Source organism: Curtobacterium sp. ODYSSEY 48 V2 (assembly GCF_023712625.1).
In the GTDB taxonomy this organism is placed as follows: domain Bacteria; phylum Actinomycetota; class Actinomycetes; order Actinomycetales; family Microbacteriaceae; genus Curtobacterium.
Genome location: NZ_JAMAXX010000002.1, coordinates 325,299 through 338,512, shown reverse-complemented (window position 1 = coordinate 338,512; position 13,214 = coordinate 325,299). Strand labels below are relative to the sequence as shown.

General features: G+C 74.1%; 12 protein-coding genes. 6 read left to right on the top strand and 6 right to left on the bottom strand.

Features of this window, described 5'->3' with window-relative positions; all coding sequences use genetic code 11:
* Positions 1-217 precede the first annotated feature (217 nt).
* A complete protein-coding gene (locus M3666_RS04275; protein WP_251154580.1) occupies positions 218-997 on the bottom strand; it encodes an endonuclease/exonuclease/phosphatase family protein in 780 nt (259 codons plus the stop codon).
* Between the two features lie 193 nt (positions 998-1,190).
* Positions 1,191-2,603: an MFS transporter gene (locus M3666_RS04270; protein WP_251154579.1), complete on the bottom strand. Its 1,413-nt coding sequence runs from the start codon at positions 2,601-2,603 to the stop codon at positions 1,191-1,193.
* A 164-nt stretch (positions 2,604-2,767) separates the two neighbouring features.
* Here M3666_RS04270 and M3666_RS04265 point away from each other — a divergent pair, with 164 nt between their 5' ends.
* Genes M3666_RS04265 through M3666_RS04245 form a run of 5 tightly spaced genes read left to right on the top strand, consistent with a single transcriptional unit; the run spans position 2,768 to position 8,268 of the window.
* Positions 2,768-4,003 (top strand): alanine racemase, encoded by a 1,236-nt coding sequence (locus tag M3666_RS04265; protein ID WP_251154578.1) that lies wholly within the window; start codon positions 2,768-2,770, stop codon positions 4,001-4,003.
* Positions 4,003-4,854, top strand: a complete 852-nt coding sequence (locus M3666_RS04260; RefSeq protein WP_066655376.1) for an IclR family transcriptional regulator — start codon at positions 4,003-4,005, stop codon at positions 4,852-4,854. Before M3666_RS04265 ends, M3666_RS04260 begins: the two co-directional genes overlap by 1 nt.
* Complete coding sequence (locus M3666_RS04255) at positions 4,851-5,933, top strand: sugar kinase (RefSeq protein WP_251154577.1); 1,083 nt, start codon at positions 4,851-4,853, stop codon at positions 5,931-5,933. The genes M3666_RS04260 and M3666_RS04255 overlap by 4 nt, the downstream gene beginning before the upstream one ends.
* Positions 5,934-5,989: 56 nt before the next feature.
* Positions 5,990-6,658, top strand: coding sequence for a bifunctional 4-hydroxy-2-oxoglutarate aldolase/2-dehydro-3-deoxy-phosphogluconate aldolase (locus M3666_RS04250; RefSeq protein WP_200884104.1), 669 nt, complete (start codon positions 5,990-5,992; stop codon positions 6,656-6,658).
* A complete protein-coding gene (locus M3666_RS04245; RefSeq protein WP_251154576.1) occupies positions 6,655-8,268 on the top strand; it encodes an amidohydrolase family protein in 1,614 nt (537 codons plus the stop codon). The genes M3666_RS04250 and M3666_RS04245 overlap by 4 nt, the downstream gene beginning before the upstream one ends.
* Positions 8,269-8,302: 34 nt before the next feature.
* On the opposite strand, the gene M3666_RS04240 is transcribed toward M3666_RS04245, so the two are convergent.
* Entirely contained in the window at positions 8,303-8,689 is a 387-nt protein-coding gene (locus M3666_RS04240) for a RidA family protein (protein WP_066655379.1), read from the bottom strand.
* 246 nt (positions 8,690-8,935) lie between these two features.
* Between M3666_RS04240 and M3666_RS04235 the strand changes: the two genes are divergently transcribed.
* Positions 8,936-10,189, top strand: coding sequence for a hypothetical protein (locus M3666_RS04235; protein ID WP_251154575.1), 1,254 nt, complete (start codon positions 8,936-8,938; stop codon positions 10,187-10,189).
* A gap of 123 nt (positions 10,190-10,312) precedes the next feature.
* Here the strand turns inward: M3666_RS04235 and M3666_RS04230 are convergent, their stop codons facing one another.
* The 3 genes from M3666_RS04230 to M3666_RS04220 form a co-directional block, all read right to left on the bottom strand.
* Positions 10,313-10,804 carry a pyridoxamine 5'-phosphate oxidase family protein gene (locus tag M3666_RS04230; protein ID WP_066655386.1) on the bottom strand — a complete coding sequence of 164 codons (492 nt, stop codon included), beginning with the start codon at positions 10,802-10,804 and terminating at the stop codon, positions 10,313-10,315.
* Between the two features lie 331 nt (positions 10,805-11,135).
* Positions 11,136-11,762 (bottom strand): hypothetical protein, encoded by a 627-nt coding sequence (locus M3666_RS04225; RefSeq protein ID WP_209685001.1) that lies wholly within the window; start codon positions 11,760-11,762, stop codon positions 11,136-11,138.
* A gap of 243 nt (positions 11,763-12,005) precedes the next feature.
* Positions 12,006-13,115: an LLM class flavin-dependent oxidoreductase gene (locus tag M3666_RS04220; protein WP_235426353.1), complete on the bottom strand. Its 1,110-nt coding sequence runs from the start codon at positions 13,113-13,115 to the stop codon at positions 12,006-12,008.
* Between the last annotated feature and the right edge of the window lie 99 nt (positions 13,116-13,214).

Genomic DNA, 13,214 nt, shown 5'->3' with positions numbered 1-13,214 from the left:
CGGACGGGAGGCACGGTGCCAGCTGGCACCGTGCCTCCCGTCCGTCGTGCAGTACCGTCCCGCCGCGGGTGGGGTCGAGCGGGCACGATCCGTCACGCCCGGCGCTGCTGGCAGCCGAACGTGCCCGCTCGACGGACGGACACGGCATGTCACGCCCGTTCGGCGGGACGGTGCCGGAACGCGGGCGAGGGACAGCGAGCACCCGGCCGTGGCGGCCTCAGGCGGCGGGGGTTTCCGGCACCTCGACGGCGGCGGTCGCGACGCCGGGGTGCTCGTAGTGCGCGCGGACCAGGATCGGCCGGTGGTCGGAGATGCCCGCGGGCAGGGTCTCGACGCCGGCGATGTGCAGCCCGACACTCGTCGCGAAGTCGAAGTGGCCGGTGAACTTGCGGTAGCGCAGGTAGGTCGGCTGGTCGGACAGCGACAGCGCGAAGCCGTGCTCCTCGATCTTCCGGCGCAGGTTCGTCTGGAACCACGGGTAGTTGAAGTCGCCGACCATGATCGCCGGAGCCTCGTCGGACAGCTCACGGACGAACTGGTGGGCCGCCTCGATCTGCTTGCGTCGCAGGGAGTTCGTGGCCGTCAGCGGCGAGGCGTGGAACGAGGCCACGATGACCTCCGTCTCGGCCTCGGTGTCGCGGAGCCGCATCGCGATGAGCCGTTCGTGCGCGGGGGCGAGCACCCGGTCGTGCAGCGACTTCTGCAGCGAGTGGATGCTGAAGTCCTGCACCTCGAAGCGGTCGTCGCGCTTGTAGATCGCGAGACCGAGTCGGTTGGCCTTCGTGGAGGCGGCGAGCGACAGCCCGGCGACCTCCGGCGCGAGGTCGTTGCTGTCGCACTCCTGCACGCAGATCACGTCCGCCTGCGACGCTTCCGCCAGGGCGGCGAGCTCGCTGTTGGCGGTGTGCTCGCGGAGGTTGTAGCTGACGACGCGCAGCTCGGTCGGCTGCACGGCGGTGTCGTCGGCGATCGTCCCCTGCTGCTGTGGCCCGGCCATGCTGCCTTCCGTCCTGGGTGTCTCGGTCACCCTGCCGCGGCAACCGTACTCGGCTGTCGCGGGCAGTTGCTGTGACCGTAGCGCACCCGGGGTCCCGATCGTGTGACCGTGTCGCGAACGGACAGCGGACAGCCGACAACCCCGCCGGACAGCGGACGGATGACGGCCCCGCCGGACAGCGGGACGGCGTCCGTCAGCGCGCCGCGGCCCGCACCCGTCGCGCCGGTCGCACCGTGTCCCCCGCGGTCCGGCTCATCAGGACACCCTCGACACAGGCCACCACGAGGAGCACGGCGATCACCCAGAAGGCCACGTCGTAGGGCCCGGTCCCGCCGAGCCCGGCCGCAGCCCGGATGGCCACGGCGGCGACGGCGACCCCGAAGCCCGCTGCGACCTGCTGCAGCGTCGACGAGAGCGTGTTCGCCGGCGTCATGTCCGCCTGCTCGACGTCGGCGAAGGCGATCGTGTTGTACGCCGTGAAGCCGACCGACCGCGCGGCGCCGCTCACCACGAGCAGCACGGCGAGCAGCCAGAACGGGGTGTCCTCGGTCAGGAACACCATCGCGACGACGCTCAGTGCTGCGATCGCGCTCGACACGACGATCACCGGCCGGTAGCCGAACCAGCGGAGGAACGGCGTGGTCATCGGCTTGATCCCGAGGTTGCCGACGAAGACCCACAGCACCGCGGACCCGGCGAGCACCGCGCTCCAGCCCCAGGCGTCCTGGAAGAGCAGCGGCAGCACGAACGGCACGGCCGACACGGCGAGCCGGAACAGGCTGCCCCCGGCGTGCGAGACGCGGAAGGTCTCGAGCCGGAACGACCCGAGGCCCATGATCGGGTGCGGGGCCCGACGGAAGTGCCGCACGGCGAGCCAGCAGCAGACGCCCCCGACCACGCCCGACACGACGACCGCGACCAGGGGGATCTCGTCGAGTGCGAGCAGGGACGCCATCACCACGAGCGAGCCGAGTCCGAGGCAGGCGAGCAGCGACCCACGCCAGTCGAACGGGACGCGTTCCGGAGCGCGCTCCTGCGGCACGAGGACCAGTGCGGCGACGAAGGCGATCACCCCGAGCGGGATGTTGACGAGGAAGATCCAGTGCCAGCTGAGGGTGTCGACGAGCACGCCGCCGACGAACGGGGCGATGATCGGTGCCGCGAGTGCGGGCCAGGTGAGGATCGCGATGGCGGTGACGAGCTGTTCGCGTCCGGCACTCCGCAGGACGACGAGCCGTCCGACGGGCACCATGAGTGCTCCGCCGAGCCCCTGCAGGATCCGCCAGAGCGTCAGCTCGACGAGCCCCTCCGACGCCGCGCACAGAGCGGAGGCCACCGTGAAGAGCGCGATCGCGCCGGCGAAGACCGTGCGGGAGCCGACCCGGTCGGTGAGCCAGCCGCTGACCGGGATGAACACCGCGAGCGTGACGAGGTAGGCGGTGATCGCGACACCGATCGCGGCGGAGTCGACGCCGAGGTCGCGGCCCATCGCCGGGGCTGCGGTCGCGAGGATCGTGCCGTCCAGGAGCTCCATGAAGAAGGTGCCCGCGACGAGCACGGCCACCGCCGTGCTCCCCCGTCGTCGTGTCGTCGTCATCGTCGTCATCACGTCGAATGCTATGCCCGCTCGGTTTCTGCCCGACGCAGCCGGCAGGCGCCGGGGCGTACCACCGTTCTGCAGCGCAGAATGGGCGGGACGAGGACGTTGCCCGGTGGACCCGGCACCGGGAGCGTTGCCCCAGGAGCACACCGCACGACGCAGGAGGACCGATGACGACCACCCCCGCAGCAGCAGGGCACCCCGTCCGCCCGCCCGGCACCGTCACGACGAAGGGCGCAGCCGACCCCGCCGCCCCCGTCCTCGGCCGGCACGTCCTCGACCACGCGCACCTCCCGGTGATGACGCTCCGCGAGTCCGCTCTCGCCCACAACACCGCCGTCATGCAGTCGTACGTCGACCGCCACGGGCTGCTGCTCGCCCCGCACATGAAGACGCACATGGCCCCGGCCCTCGCCGACCGCCAGGTCCGTGCCGGCGCCTGGGGCGTCACGGTCGCCTCCGTCCAGCAGGCCATGGTCGCGTGGGCACACGGCGTGCACCGGATCCTCGTCGCCAACGAGGTCCTCGACCCCGCCGGCCTCGCCTGGCTCGCCTCCCGCCGGAGCGTCGACCCCGACGCCGACGTGCTCTGCAACGTCGACTCCGTCGCCGGGGTCACCGCGGCGGCGAGCGCCGCCCGCTCCGTCGACGGCACCGTCCACGTGCTGGTCGAGGTCGGGTTCCCCGGCGGCCGGACGGGCGTGCGCTCGGCCGAGCAGGCGCGCGAGGTCGCCGTCGCGGCGCACGACGCGGGTCTCGTCCTCCGCGGGGTGACCGGGTACGAGGGGGGCCTGCCCGACGTCGACACCGCACGCGCCTGGGTCGCCGAGGTCCTCGCGATCGCCAGCGACGTGCGTCGTCTCGTCGCCGGCCGCACCCTGCTCAGCATGGGCGGCAGCGCCTGGTTCGACGGGGTGGTCGACGCCGTGCAGGGCCGCCCGGACGACGTCGACGTGCTCCTGCGCTCGGGCGCCTACCTCACGCACGACGACGGCTTCTACGCCGAGCGCACGCCGTTCGGCCGCCGCCCGGAGGAGGGCTCGCTCCGCCCGGCGATCGAGGTGTGGGGCCGCGTCACGTCCTGCCCGGAGCCGGGCCGCGCGCTGGTCGCGGTCGGCAAGCGCGACGTCTCGTTCGACGAGGGCCTGCCGGTGGTGCGCGGCGTCCGGCCGGGAGGCGCGGCACACGACCCGCAGGTCGTCCCACCACCCGGGGCGGTCACCGTCACCCGCCTCGACGACCAGCACTGCTACCTCGCCCTGGCCGACGGGGCGCCCGGGCTGACGCCCGGCGACGTCGTCGTGCTCGGGGTCTCCCACCCGTGCACGGTCTTCGACAAGTGGCGGCAGGTGCAGGTGCTCGCGGACGACGACACCGTCACCGAGACGATCGCGACGTGGTTCTGATGCCCGACGACGAGCAGTCGCCGCCGTCGCCCGTGCCCGCGCGCAACGCCGCACTGTCGCTCCGCCGGGGCCTGACGGTCCTCGACCACGTGGCCGACCGCACCCGGAACGGCGCCGCCTCGGTGTCGCTCGGCGAGCTCGCGACGACCCTCGGCACCGCGAAGTCGACCGTGCTGCGCCTGACCGCGCCGATGGTCGAGACCGACCTGCTCCGCCGCACCCCGGACGCCGGCTTCACCCTCGGGCTCGGCGCACTGCTGCTCGGCCAGAGCTACCTCGAGGGCATCGACCTGCGCGCCGCAGCGGCGCCGTTCATGCGGCGCACCGCGGAGTCGACCGGCCTGACCTGTCACCTGGTGGTGCCGGACGGCACGGACATCGTCTACGTCGACAAGGTCGAGACCCGCGGAACGGTCCGGATGGGGTCACGCATCGGCCACCGCCTGCCGATGCGGAACACCGCCTCCGGCAAGGCGATCGTGGCGTTCGGCGACCCCGGGCTCCTCGGCGCGGTGCTCGCCGTGCCCGCGACCGCGATGACCGACCAGTCGATCACCGACGACGGACGCTGGCGGCAGGAGGTCGACCGCACCCGGGCGCGCGGGTACGGGATCGACGACCGCGAGAACGAGCCGGGCATCCGCTGCGTGGCCGCGCCCGTGCTCGACCACGCGAACCAGGTCGTCGGCGCGATGAGCATCTCGGGGCTGGCGTCCCGCTTCCCGGCGGCGGCGGTCCGCGAGCTCGGCGACGGTGTCGTGCGGACCGCGCTCGAGATCTCGGTCGCGCTCGGGTCCTCGTCGGCACAGCTCGCCCTGCGTCGCACGGCACCGGGTGGGGTGACCCGGTGAGCGCGGGCACGGGGGTCCTCACCCTCGGCGAGACGATGCTCCTGCTGGCCGGCCCCGGTGTCGGCGAGGTGTGCGACCTCGACCACATGCGCGTCGACACCGGCGGGGCGGAGAGCAACGTCGCGATCGGGCTGGTCCGTGCGGGTGTCCCGGCCACCTGGGTCGGACGCGTGGGGGCGGACCCCGCCGGTGACCGGGTCCTGCGGGACGTCGGGCAGGCCGGGGTCGAGGTCGCCGCGGTCGTCGACCCGGACCGTTCGACCGGGCTCATGATGAAGGAACGACTGCGGGACGGCCGGACCCGCGTGACCTACCACCGTCGACACTCCGCGGGCTCGGCGCTCGCACCGGAGGACGTCCCCGCCGGGCTCGTCGAGCGGTCGGCGCTCGTCCACGTCAGCGGCATCACGCTCGCGCTCTCGGAGTCCGCCCGGCGGACCGTCACCACGGTGCTCGACCGCGCCGAGGCCGCCGGGGTCCCGGTGTCCTTCGACGTGAACCACCGGCAGAAGCTGCTCGACGCCGCGGTCGCCCGGGAGCACTACCGCGCCGTCGCCGCCCGTGCCGCGGTGGTCTTCGCCGGCGACGACGAGGCCCGCATCCTGCTCGGTGACCCGGACGGTGCCGGAGACGACGGGGCGAGCCCGCCGCAGTCCGACGAGGACCTCGCCCGTGGGCTCGCCGACCTGGCCCGTGGTCGTGCCGTGGTGAAGCTCGGCTCCCGCGGCGCCGTCTCGGTCGTGGACGGGCGGACGACCCGCCGCGCGGCGACACCGGTGCGCGTCGTCGACCCGGTCGGCGCCGGGGACGCGTTCGTGGCGGCCTGGCTCGCGGCGACGCTCACGGGGGCCGACGCGGACACCGCGCTCGACCGGGCCGCCGACGCCGGAGCGCTCGCCTGCACCGTCCCGGGCGACTGGCGGTTGCCCGGCCCCGGCGCGAGCACCGACACGCTCACCGCCGACGCGTCGGACCCGTCAGACCCGTCGGACCCGTCAGACCCGTCGGACCCGTCAGACCCGTCCGGCCCCCGAGCAGCCGCGATCGACACCGCGGTGCACGACCGCGTCGACCGCTGACCGCGACCACCACCCGTCCGGCACGAACCCGCCCGACCGATCCGAGGAGCCACACCGTGAGCACCCACCACACGTCCACCGGCGACAGCCCGTCGGTGCCGCACCACGGCACCCGGCACGGCGCGGGTCCGGCCGTCGCGATCCTCCGCGGCGGCACGGGCGAGCACGTCGAGGCGGTCGTCGACACCCTGGTGGGCGCCGGCGTCCGCGCGGTCGAGCTCACCACGAACACCCCGCGCTGGCGCGAGGGCACCGCCTGGACCGCGCGACGGTTCGGCGACGGCGTCTCCGTCGGGGTGGGCACGGTCCTCGACCCGGAACAGGTCGACGACGCCGCCGACCTGGGGGCGTCCTTCGTCGTCAGCCCGCACCTCGACCCCGCGATCGGCGAGCGTGCCCACGAGCGGGGCCTCGGCTGGTACCCGGGGGCAGCGACGCCGACCGAGATCGTGCGGGCGTGGCGGCTCGGCGCCCGGGCGGTGAAGGTGTTCCCGGCGGCACAGCTCGGCGGCCCCGCGTACCTGCGGCAGGTGCTCGCCCCGCTCGACTTCGTCGACGTGGTCCCGACCGGCGGCATCGGGATCGACGATGCTGCCGACTACCTGGCAGCCGGTGCGGTGGCGGTCGGACTCGGCTCCCCCCTGGTCGGTGACGCCCTGGGCACCGGGGACACGGTCGCGCTGCGGTCCCGCGCGGAGCGGCTCGTCGCGGGGCTCGCCCGGTGACCACCACCGCGGAGACCGGTGCGCCGCTCGTGCTCCGCGGCGGGTCCGTCGTCGACCGGGACGGCCCCACCCGCGCGGACGTGCTCGTGGAACGCGGTCGGATCGCGGCGGTCGGTGCGACGCTCCCCGTGCCGGACGACGCCGGCACGATCGACTGCGGTGGCCGCACGGTCCTCCCCGGGGCCGTCGACGCGCACTCGCACGCCGGGTCCCGGGTCTTCGACGAGGACGTCCAGCTCGCGCTGCTCCGTCAGGGCGTCACGTCCATCGTCACCGGCCAGGACGGCGTCGGCCCGGCCCCCGGCGACGGCAGGTGGGCGGGCCGGTACTTCGCGGCGATCGACGGCCCGCACCCCCGGTACCGCGGCGGCAGCACCGCCGGCCTGCTGGCGACGTACGACGGCACCACGCCGCTGAACGTCGCGACCCTGGTGCCCGCCGGGACGATCCGGCACGAGGTGCTGGGCGACGAGGACCGACCCGCGACCGCCGAGGAGACCACGGCGATGCGCGCGCTCGTCCGCCGCGGGCTCGCCGAGGGAGCGCTCGGGCTCGCCACCGGGCTCGACTACGTGCCGGGGCTGTACGCCGACACCGCCGAGCTCGCGGCGCTCTGCGCGGAGGTCGCCGCCGTCGACGGCGTCTACGTGTCGCACGTCCGCGGCGGGTACGAGGCAAACCTCCGCGTCGGGCTCGAGGAGGTCGCCGAGATCGTCCGGTCGAGCGGGGTCCGTGCGCACGTGTCGCACCTGCACGCTCCGGTCGACACGGCCCTCGGCGTGCTCGAGGACCTGGCGGCCGCGGGGGTACGACTGACCTTCGACGCGTACCCGTACTCCCGCGGGTGCACGATCCTGTCGATGCTGCTGCTCCCCGCCGCGCTCGCGCGCCCCGGCACCGACGACCTCGCCCGCGCGGTCGCCGACGACGCCGGACGCCGCCGGGTCCGCACCGCCGTGCTCGACCGGGTCACCGCGCGCCCGGACCTCGGACCGGGCTGGGCGGACCAGGTCACGCTCTCCCACGTGCCCTCACCGGCGCACCACGACCTGCAGGGCCGCACCCTGACCGACGCCGCCGCGGTGCGACGCACCGAACCCGTGGACCTGGCGATCGACCTGCTCGTCGCCTCCGACCTGCAGGTGACCGCGATCATGCGCGTCCCGCACCCGCGCTCCCCCGCCGACCTCGCGCCGCTCGTCCGGCACCCCGGGCACACCGCAGGGTCGGACGGCATCCACGTCGGCACGCACCCGCACCCGCGGGCCACCGGCACCGTGGCGCGGTACCTCGGCGACTTCGTGCGTGCCGGGCTGCTGTCGTGGCCGGACGCCCAGCGGCACCTGTCGACCACCGCCGTCGAGCACCTGCGGCTGGGCGACCGCGGGGTCGTGCGTGCGGGGGCGGTCGCCGACCTCGCGGTGGTCGACCCCGAGCGGGTGGCGGCGCGGTCGACCTACGACGACCCGACGGCCACGGCTGTGGGGACGGACGACGTCCTGGTGGCGGGCGTGCCGGTGCTCGCTGCCGGACGTCTGACGGGCACCACCCCGGGCGCCGGGATCCGGCGTGCGGGCGCGACGGCACCGAGGGGCACCGGAGGTCGGTGAGGTTCCGCTCAGGGAGCGGGACGGCGGGTGACGATCAGGAGGCGCTGGGCAGCACCGCGACGACGTCGATCTCCACGAGGATCCCGGCCAGGTGCGACTGCACGGTCGTGCGGACCGGGTACGGCTCCGAGAAGTGCTTCGCGTACTCCTCGTTGAAGGCGGCGAAGTCCCGGTCCGAGTGCTCGAGGTGGACGGTCGACTTCACGACGTCGTCGAGGGTCGCGCCGTGCTCGGCGAGGACGGCGGCGACGTTGGCCAGCACCTGGGCGGTCTGTCCGGCGACGTCGTCGGCCATCGCCCCCGTCGCCGGGTCCTGCGGCCCGAAGCCCGCGGTGTACAGGAACCCGCCGGCCACGATGCCCTGGCTGTACGGGCCGGCGGGTGCCGGGGCGTTCGCGGTGACGATGGCGGTCTTCGGCACGGGGACTCCTCTGGTCGTCGGACGCGGTCCGTCCGGGTGGGCCTCCAGGCTAGGGCCGGCCCCACTGCGCGGACCGACCACCCGCCGGAGCCGTTGCGGTGTGCAGAACGCGGGACGGGCCTCCCGGCCGACCACCGACGACCGGTCCGTCCGCGACCGGCCACCGGCGTGCCGGAGGGTGCCAGGCGACGGTCGGTACGCTCGGTCCGTGCCCACCGAGAGCCCTGCGCCCGCCGGAGCGGGCCGGTGAGCCGCACCGACGGCGCCGTCACCGGGACGCTCGCGAACGGTCGACGTCGCATCGTCGACCTGGCGACGAGCCTGCCTGTCTGGGCCGCGGTGCTGCTGGTGTGGGGCGGCGGCCGTCTCGTCTCCACGGTCTGGCTGGCGCTCGCCTACCCGCTGATGGCCCGGCAGATGCCGGACAACGCCATCTGGGGCAACGAGCACGGGTTCGGGTCGTTCCTCACCGCGTGGGACGGCCAGTACTACGAGCAGATCTCGGTGCACGGCTACCCGACGACGTTGCCGCTCGATGCCGCCGGGCACGTCGCCCAGAACGCGTGGGCCTTCCTCCCGGCGTTCCCCTTCGCCATCCGGATGCTGACGGCCTCGACCGGGGTGCCGTTCGCCGTGGGGGCGCCCCTCGTCGCGCTGGCCGCCGGGCTCGTGGCGACGTTCCTGCTGCACCGGCTGGTGAGCGACCGTGCCGGCAACGCCGCGGGCATGTGGGCGGTCTTCTTCTTCACGTGCGGTCCGCTGTCGTTCCTGCTGCAGGTCGGCTACGCGGAGAGCACGTTCCTGGCACTGACGTTCGGCGCCCTGCTGGCGCTCGAACGACGGCGCTACGGCCTGCTGACGGTGCTCGGCGTGGTCGCGGCGTTCACCCGTCCCGGGGCGCTCGCGCTGCCGCTCCTGCTCGGGGTCGTCGCGCTCGTCCGCTGGGTGCGTGCACGACGAGCCGCCGCGGGCGCCGGTGTGCGGTCCCTCGAGGCCTTCCCGGTGGCGGAACGCGTCCGGGTCGTGGCCGCCGGCGTGGTGATGGCTGCGGCGGGTCTGGCGTGGCCGGTCATCGCGGCGCACGTCACCGGGCGGTCGGACGCCTACCTGGAGACCGAGATGTCCTGGTGGGTGAACTTCATCGGGCGGGTCGACTTCACGCCGATGACGCCCTGGTTCCTGATCGCCGGGCGGTGGCTCGGGGTCGGTGGGGTCCTGATCGTGGTCGTCCTGCTCGTGGCGTACCCCGTCTGGCTGCTGCGGCGCTCGACCCGGGCGCTCGGCTCGACGACCGTGCTGTACTCGGCCGCCTACGCGCTCTACATCTTCGCGGTGTCCCTGCCGATGGCGTCCACCCCGCGGCTCCTCATGCCGCTCGCGCCGTTGTTCGGCTCCCCCGAGCTCGTCGCCCGGCCCTGGATGCGCTGGACGTTCGTGAGCTGTGCGCTCCTCGGGCAGCCGGTGCTCGTCGCGGTGCTCTGGCTGCTCGGCCCGCCCTGACCCCAGCGGTACGCTCGACGGAAGGCTCGCGGCACGCTCGCGAAACGCAACGTCGGCGGTTCCTCGCAGGGCTGTACCGCTGCGAGGGACCGCCGACGTTGCGTGGTGCGGAAGGGGGACGGGCTAGAGCTCGACGGTGCCGTGGTGGCCGGTGTCGGGCTGGCTCTGCTTGCCGATCGCGGCCTTCAGGGTCTGCACGAGGCTGCCGACCGGGCCGGTGTCCTGCGTCCAGTACTCGACCGAGTCGCCCTCGACGGTGAGGAGTCGGATGGTCGGGTCCTCTCGGCCGTCCGGGAACCACGCCTCGGCGAACGGGGACCACAGCTCGTCGATGACGGACTCGTCGCGGGTGACCGTCGCCGTGCCCGCGATCGACAGGTACCCGCCCTGCGACTCGATGGCGACGTTGACGTGCGGGTTGCGCGCGATGTCCTCCACCTTCTCGCTGCCGTCCTGCACCAGGAAGCGGAGGGTCCCGTTGAACGCCTTGTCCTGCACGGCCAGCGGACGGGCGTGCAGCTGGCCGTCGTCGCTGACGGTGGTGAGCAGGGCGGTTCGAGCGCCGTGGACGATGTCCGAGATGGCTGCGCGGTGGTCTGCCTGCGTGTCGGTCATGATGCTCCTGTTCGTCGTGCGCCCCGTTGTGCTCGACGTCCGGCCGGGCACTGCCCGGGCGCGTTCCGTTCCCGCCAGTGTGCCCCTCGTCGCTGGGACCTGCCCGCCCGGGTTCCGGCCCCCGCACGAGTGGCTGCGGCGCGGACGCGTGCCGCGCGGGACCGGGCGTGCAGGGCGGGAACGGGCGCACCTGGCCGTCCGAGAACAGGAGGTACGCCCGGAACGATCAGGTATCGCGGTCGACGTGGGAAGGAACGGGTACGAACGGGCACCCACAGGCTCCGACCCAGCGACCCCGCACCGCACCGTCCGCGGGGCCGAGGGCGACGCGTCAGACGGCGGGCTCGCGGATCGTCGTCTCGACGTCGACGACCTGCGGGACGCGCGGCATCGAGGCGAAGCCGAACGCCACGGGCGGGTCGAGCGGGGCCAGGGACCCGAGCGGTTCCCCCGCCCAGGACCCCGAGACGCCGGTCACGTCGTGCGCGCCGGTCACGCCGTAGTACTCGCGGCGGCCACCTCCTGCGGTCCCGGCCGTGCCCGCGCCGGGAGCGACCAGTCGTGCGACCGGGTCGATCACGCTGAGCCACCGCGGATCACGCGCGATCGGCTTCGGCACGATGCGGAGCACCCGCCCGAGCGGTGAGATGGATCCGACGTCGATCGAGGCGCGGAGCGGGCCGGCGTCGAGCTCGAGACCACGAGCGGTGCGGCGGGCGTCGATGTCGACCACCGACACCGTGTCGAAGCGGTAGGTCCCGGAGACGTACGCGGCGACGATCTCGTCCGGCGCGAGGAGCACGCTCGACCCGTCCGGCTGCTCCACGAAGACGTCCGTGAAGGCTCCGAACGGCGACCGGTCCCACATGCCGACGACGAACCGCACGCCGGACGTCGTGCCGACGCCCATGATGCGACCACGGAACCGACGCTCGACGATGTTGGGGCGGGGCGACATGCGGTGGACGGTACCCGGCGCTGCCGTGAGTCGGCGTGGCGGCGGTGGGGCGCGCCTCCCGGCTGACGGGACGCTGCCGGACCCGGCACAACGGGAAGCACCCCGCGCCACGGAATCCCGTGGTGCGGGGTGCTTCTCGTTGTGCACGGGCAAGCCGCACCGGCCCGCCCCGAGCCGCACCGAGCCGCACCGAGCAGCACCGAGCCGCCCCGGCCCGCCGGCCCGCCCCGAGGAGGCGTCCGCCTACGGCACCGGCACCGGCTCGGCGAGCAGCTCGCGCACCCGCGGTGCGACCCGCGTGCCGTAGAGCTCGATCGACCGCATCATGTCCTCGTGCGGCAGGCGACCCGTCGCGTACCGCATGTCGAAGCGCGAGACGCCGAGGATCCGCATGTTCCGGGCGATCTTCCGCGCCACCGTCTCCGGCGACCCGACGTACAGCGACCCGCCGGCGGACAGTCCCGCCTGGTACTGCGCGGCGTCGAGGGGCGGCCAGCCGCGCTCGCGGCCCAGCCGGTCGGTGACGGCCTTGTGGTACGGCCAGTAGCGCTCGGCTGCCTCGGCGTCGGTCTCGGCGACGAAGCCCGGCGAGTGCATCGCGATGGGCTGCTGCGGGAGCTCGAGCTGCGTGAGCGCCTGGCGGTACAGCCGCGAGAACGGGGCGAACTGCGCCGGCTGCCCGCCGATGATCGCGAGGAACAGCGGCAGGCCGTAGGACGCCGCACGGATGACGGACTGCGGCGAGCCGCCGACGCCGATCCAGGTCGGGATCGGGCCGTGCTCGAGCTTGGGGAAGACGTCCTGGTCGACGAGCGCCGCGCGCTTCGTGCCGGACCACGTCACCGCGTCCCCACCGCGCAGGGCGTTCCAGAGCTGCAGCTTCTCCTCGAACAGGACCTCGTAGTCGGCCAGGTCGTAGCCGAACAGCGGGAAGGACTCCGTGAACGACCCGCGGCCGAGGATCACCTCGGCGCGCCCGTCCGACAGGGCGTCCACGGTGGCGAAGCGCTCGTACACGCGCACCGGGTCGTCCGAGGACAGGACGGTGACGGCGGAGCCCATGCGGATCGACGAGGTGCGGGCGGCGATGGCGGCGAGGACGACCTCGGGGGCGCTGACCACGAAGTCCTCGCGGTGGTGCTCCCCGACGCCGATGAAGTCGATCCCGACCTGGTCCGCGAGGACGGCCTGGTCGACGACGTCGCGGATGCTCTGCGCGTCCGAGCGGAGCGACCCGTCAGCACGCTCGGTGACGTCACCGAAGGTGTCGAGGCCGAGCTGGACCGGCCCGATGCGCTCGGGTGCGGGCGGCGGGACGTCCGACGGGCGGTCGGTGCCGAATGCGTTGCTCATGTGCGCCTCCTGATCGATGCGTTTGCATGAACTGTAGCACCGCGGGAGCCGGACGTACAGCCCCGACGGCGAGCGCCCGGCGGGTCACCAGACCGCCGG

Excerpts from the sequence above, each read along its gene's own strand:
- M3666_RS04260 (WP_066655376.1), top strand. The coding sequence starts at position 4,003 with ATGCCCGACGACGAGCAGTCGCCGCCGTCGCCCGTGCCCGCGCGCAAC.
- M3666_RS04265 (WP_251154578.1), top strand. The coding sequence starts at position 2,768 with ATGACGACCACCCCCGCAGCAGCAGGGCACCCCGTCCGCCCGCCCGGC.
- M3666_RS04275 (WP_251154580.1), bottom strand. The coding sequence starts at position 997 with ATGGCCGGGCCACAGCAGCAGGGGACGATCGCCGACGACACCGCCGTG.
- M3666_RS04270 (WP_251154579.1), bottom strand. The coding sequence starts at position 2,603 with ATGACGACGATGACGACGACACGACGACGGGGGAGCACGGCGGTGGCC.
- M3666_RS04225 (WP_209685001.1), bottom strand. The coding sequence starts at position 11,762 with ATGTCGCCCCGCCCCAACATCGTCGAGCGTCGGTTCCGTGGTCGCATC.
- M3666_RS04220 (WP_235426353.1), bottom strand. The coding sequence starts at position 13,115 with ATGAGCAACGCATTCGGCACCGACCGCCCGTCGGACGTCCCGCCGCCC.
- M3666_RS04230 (WP_066655386.1), bottom strand. The coding sequence starts at position 10,804 with ATGACCGACACGCAGGCAGACCACCGCGCAGCCATCTCGGACATCGTC.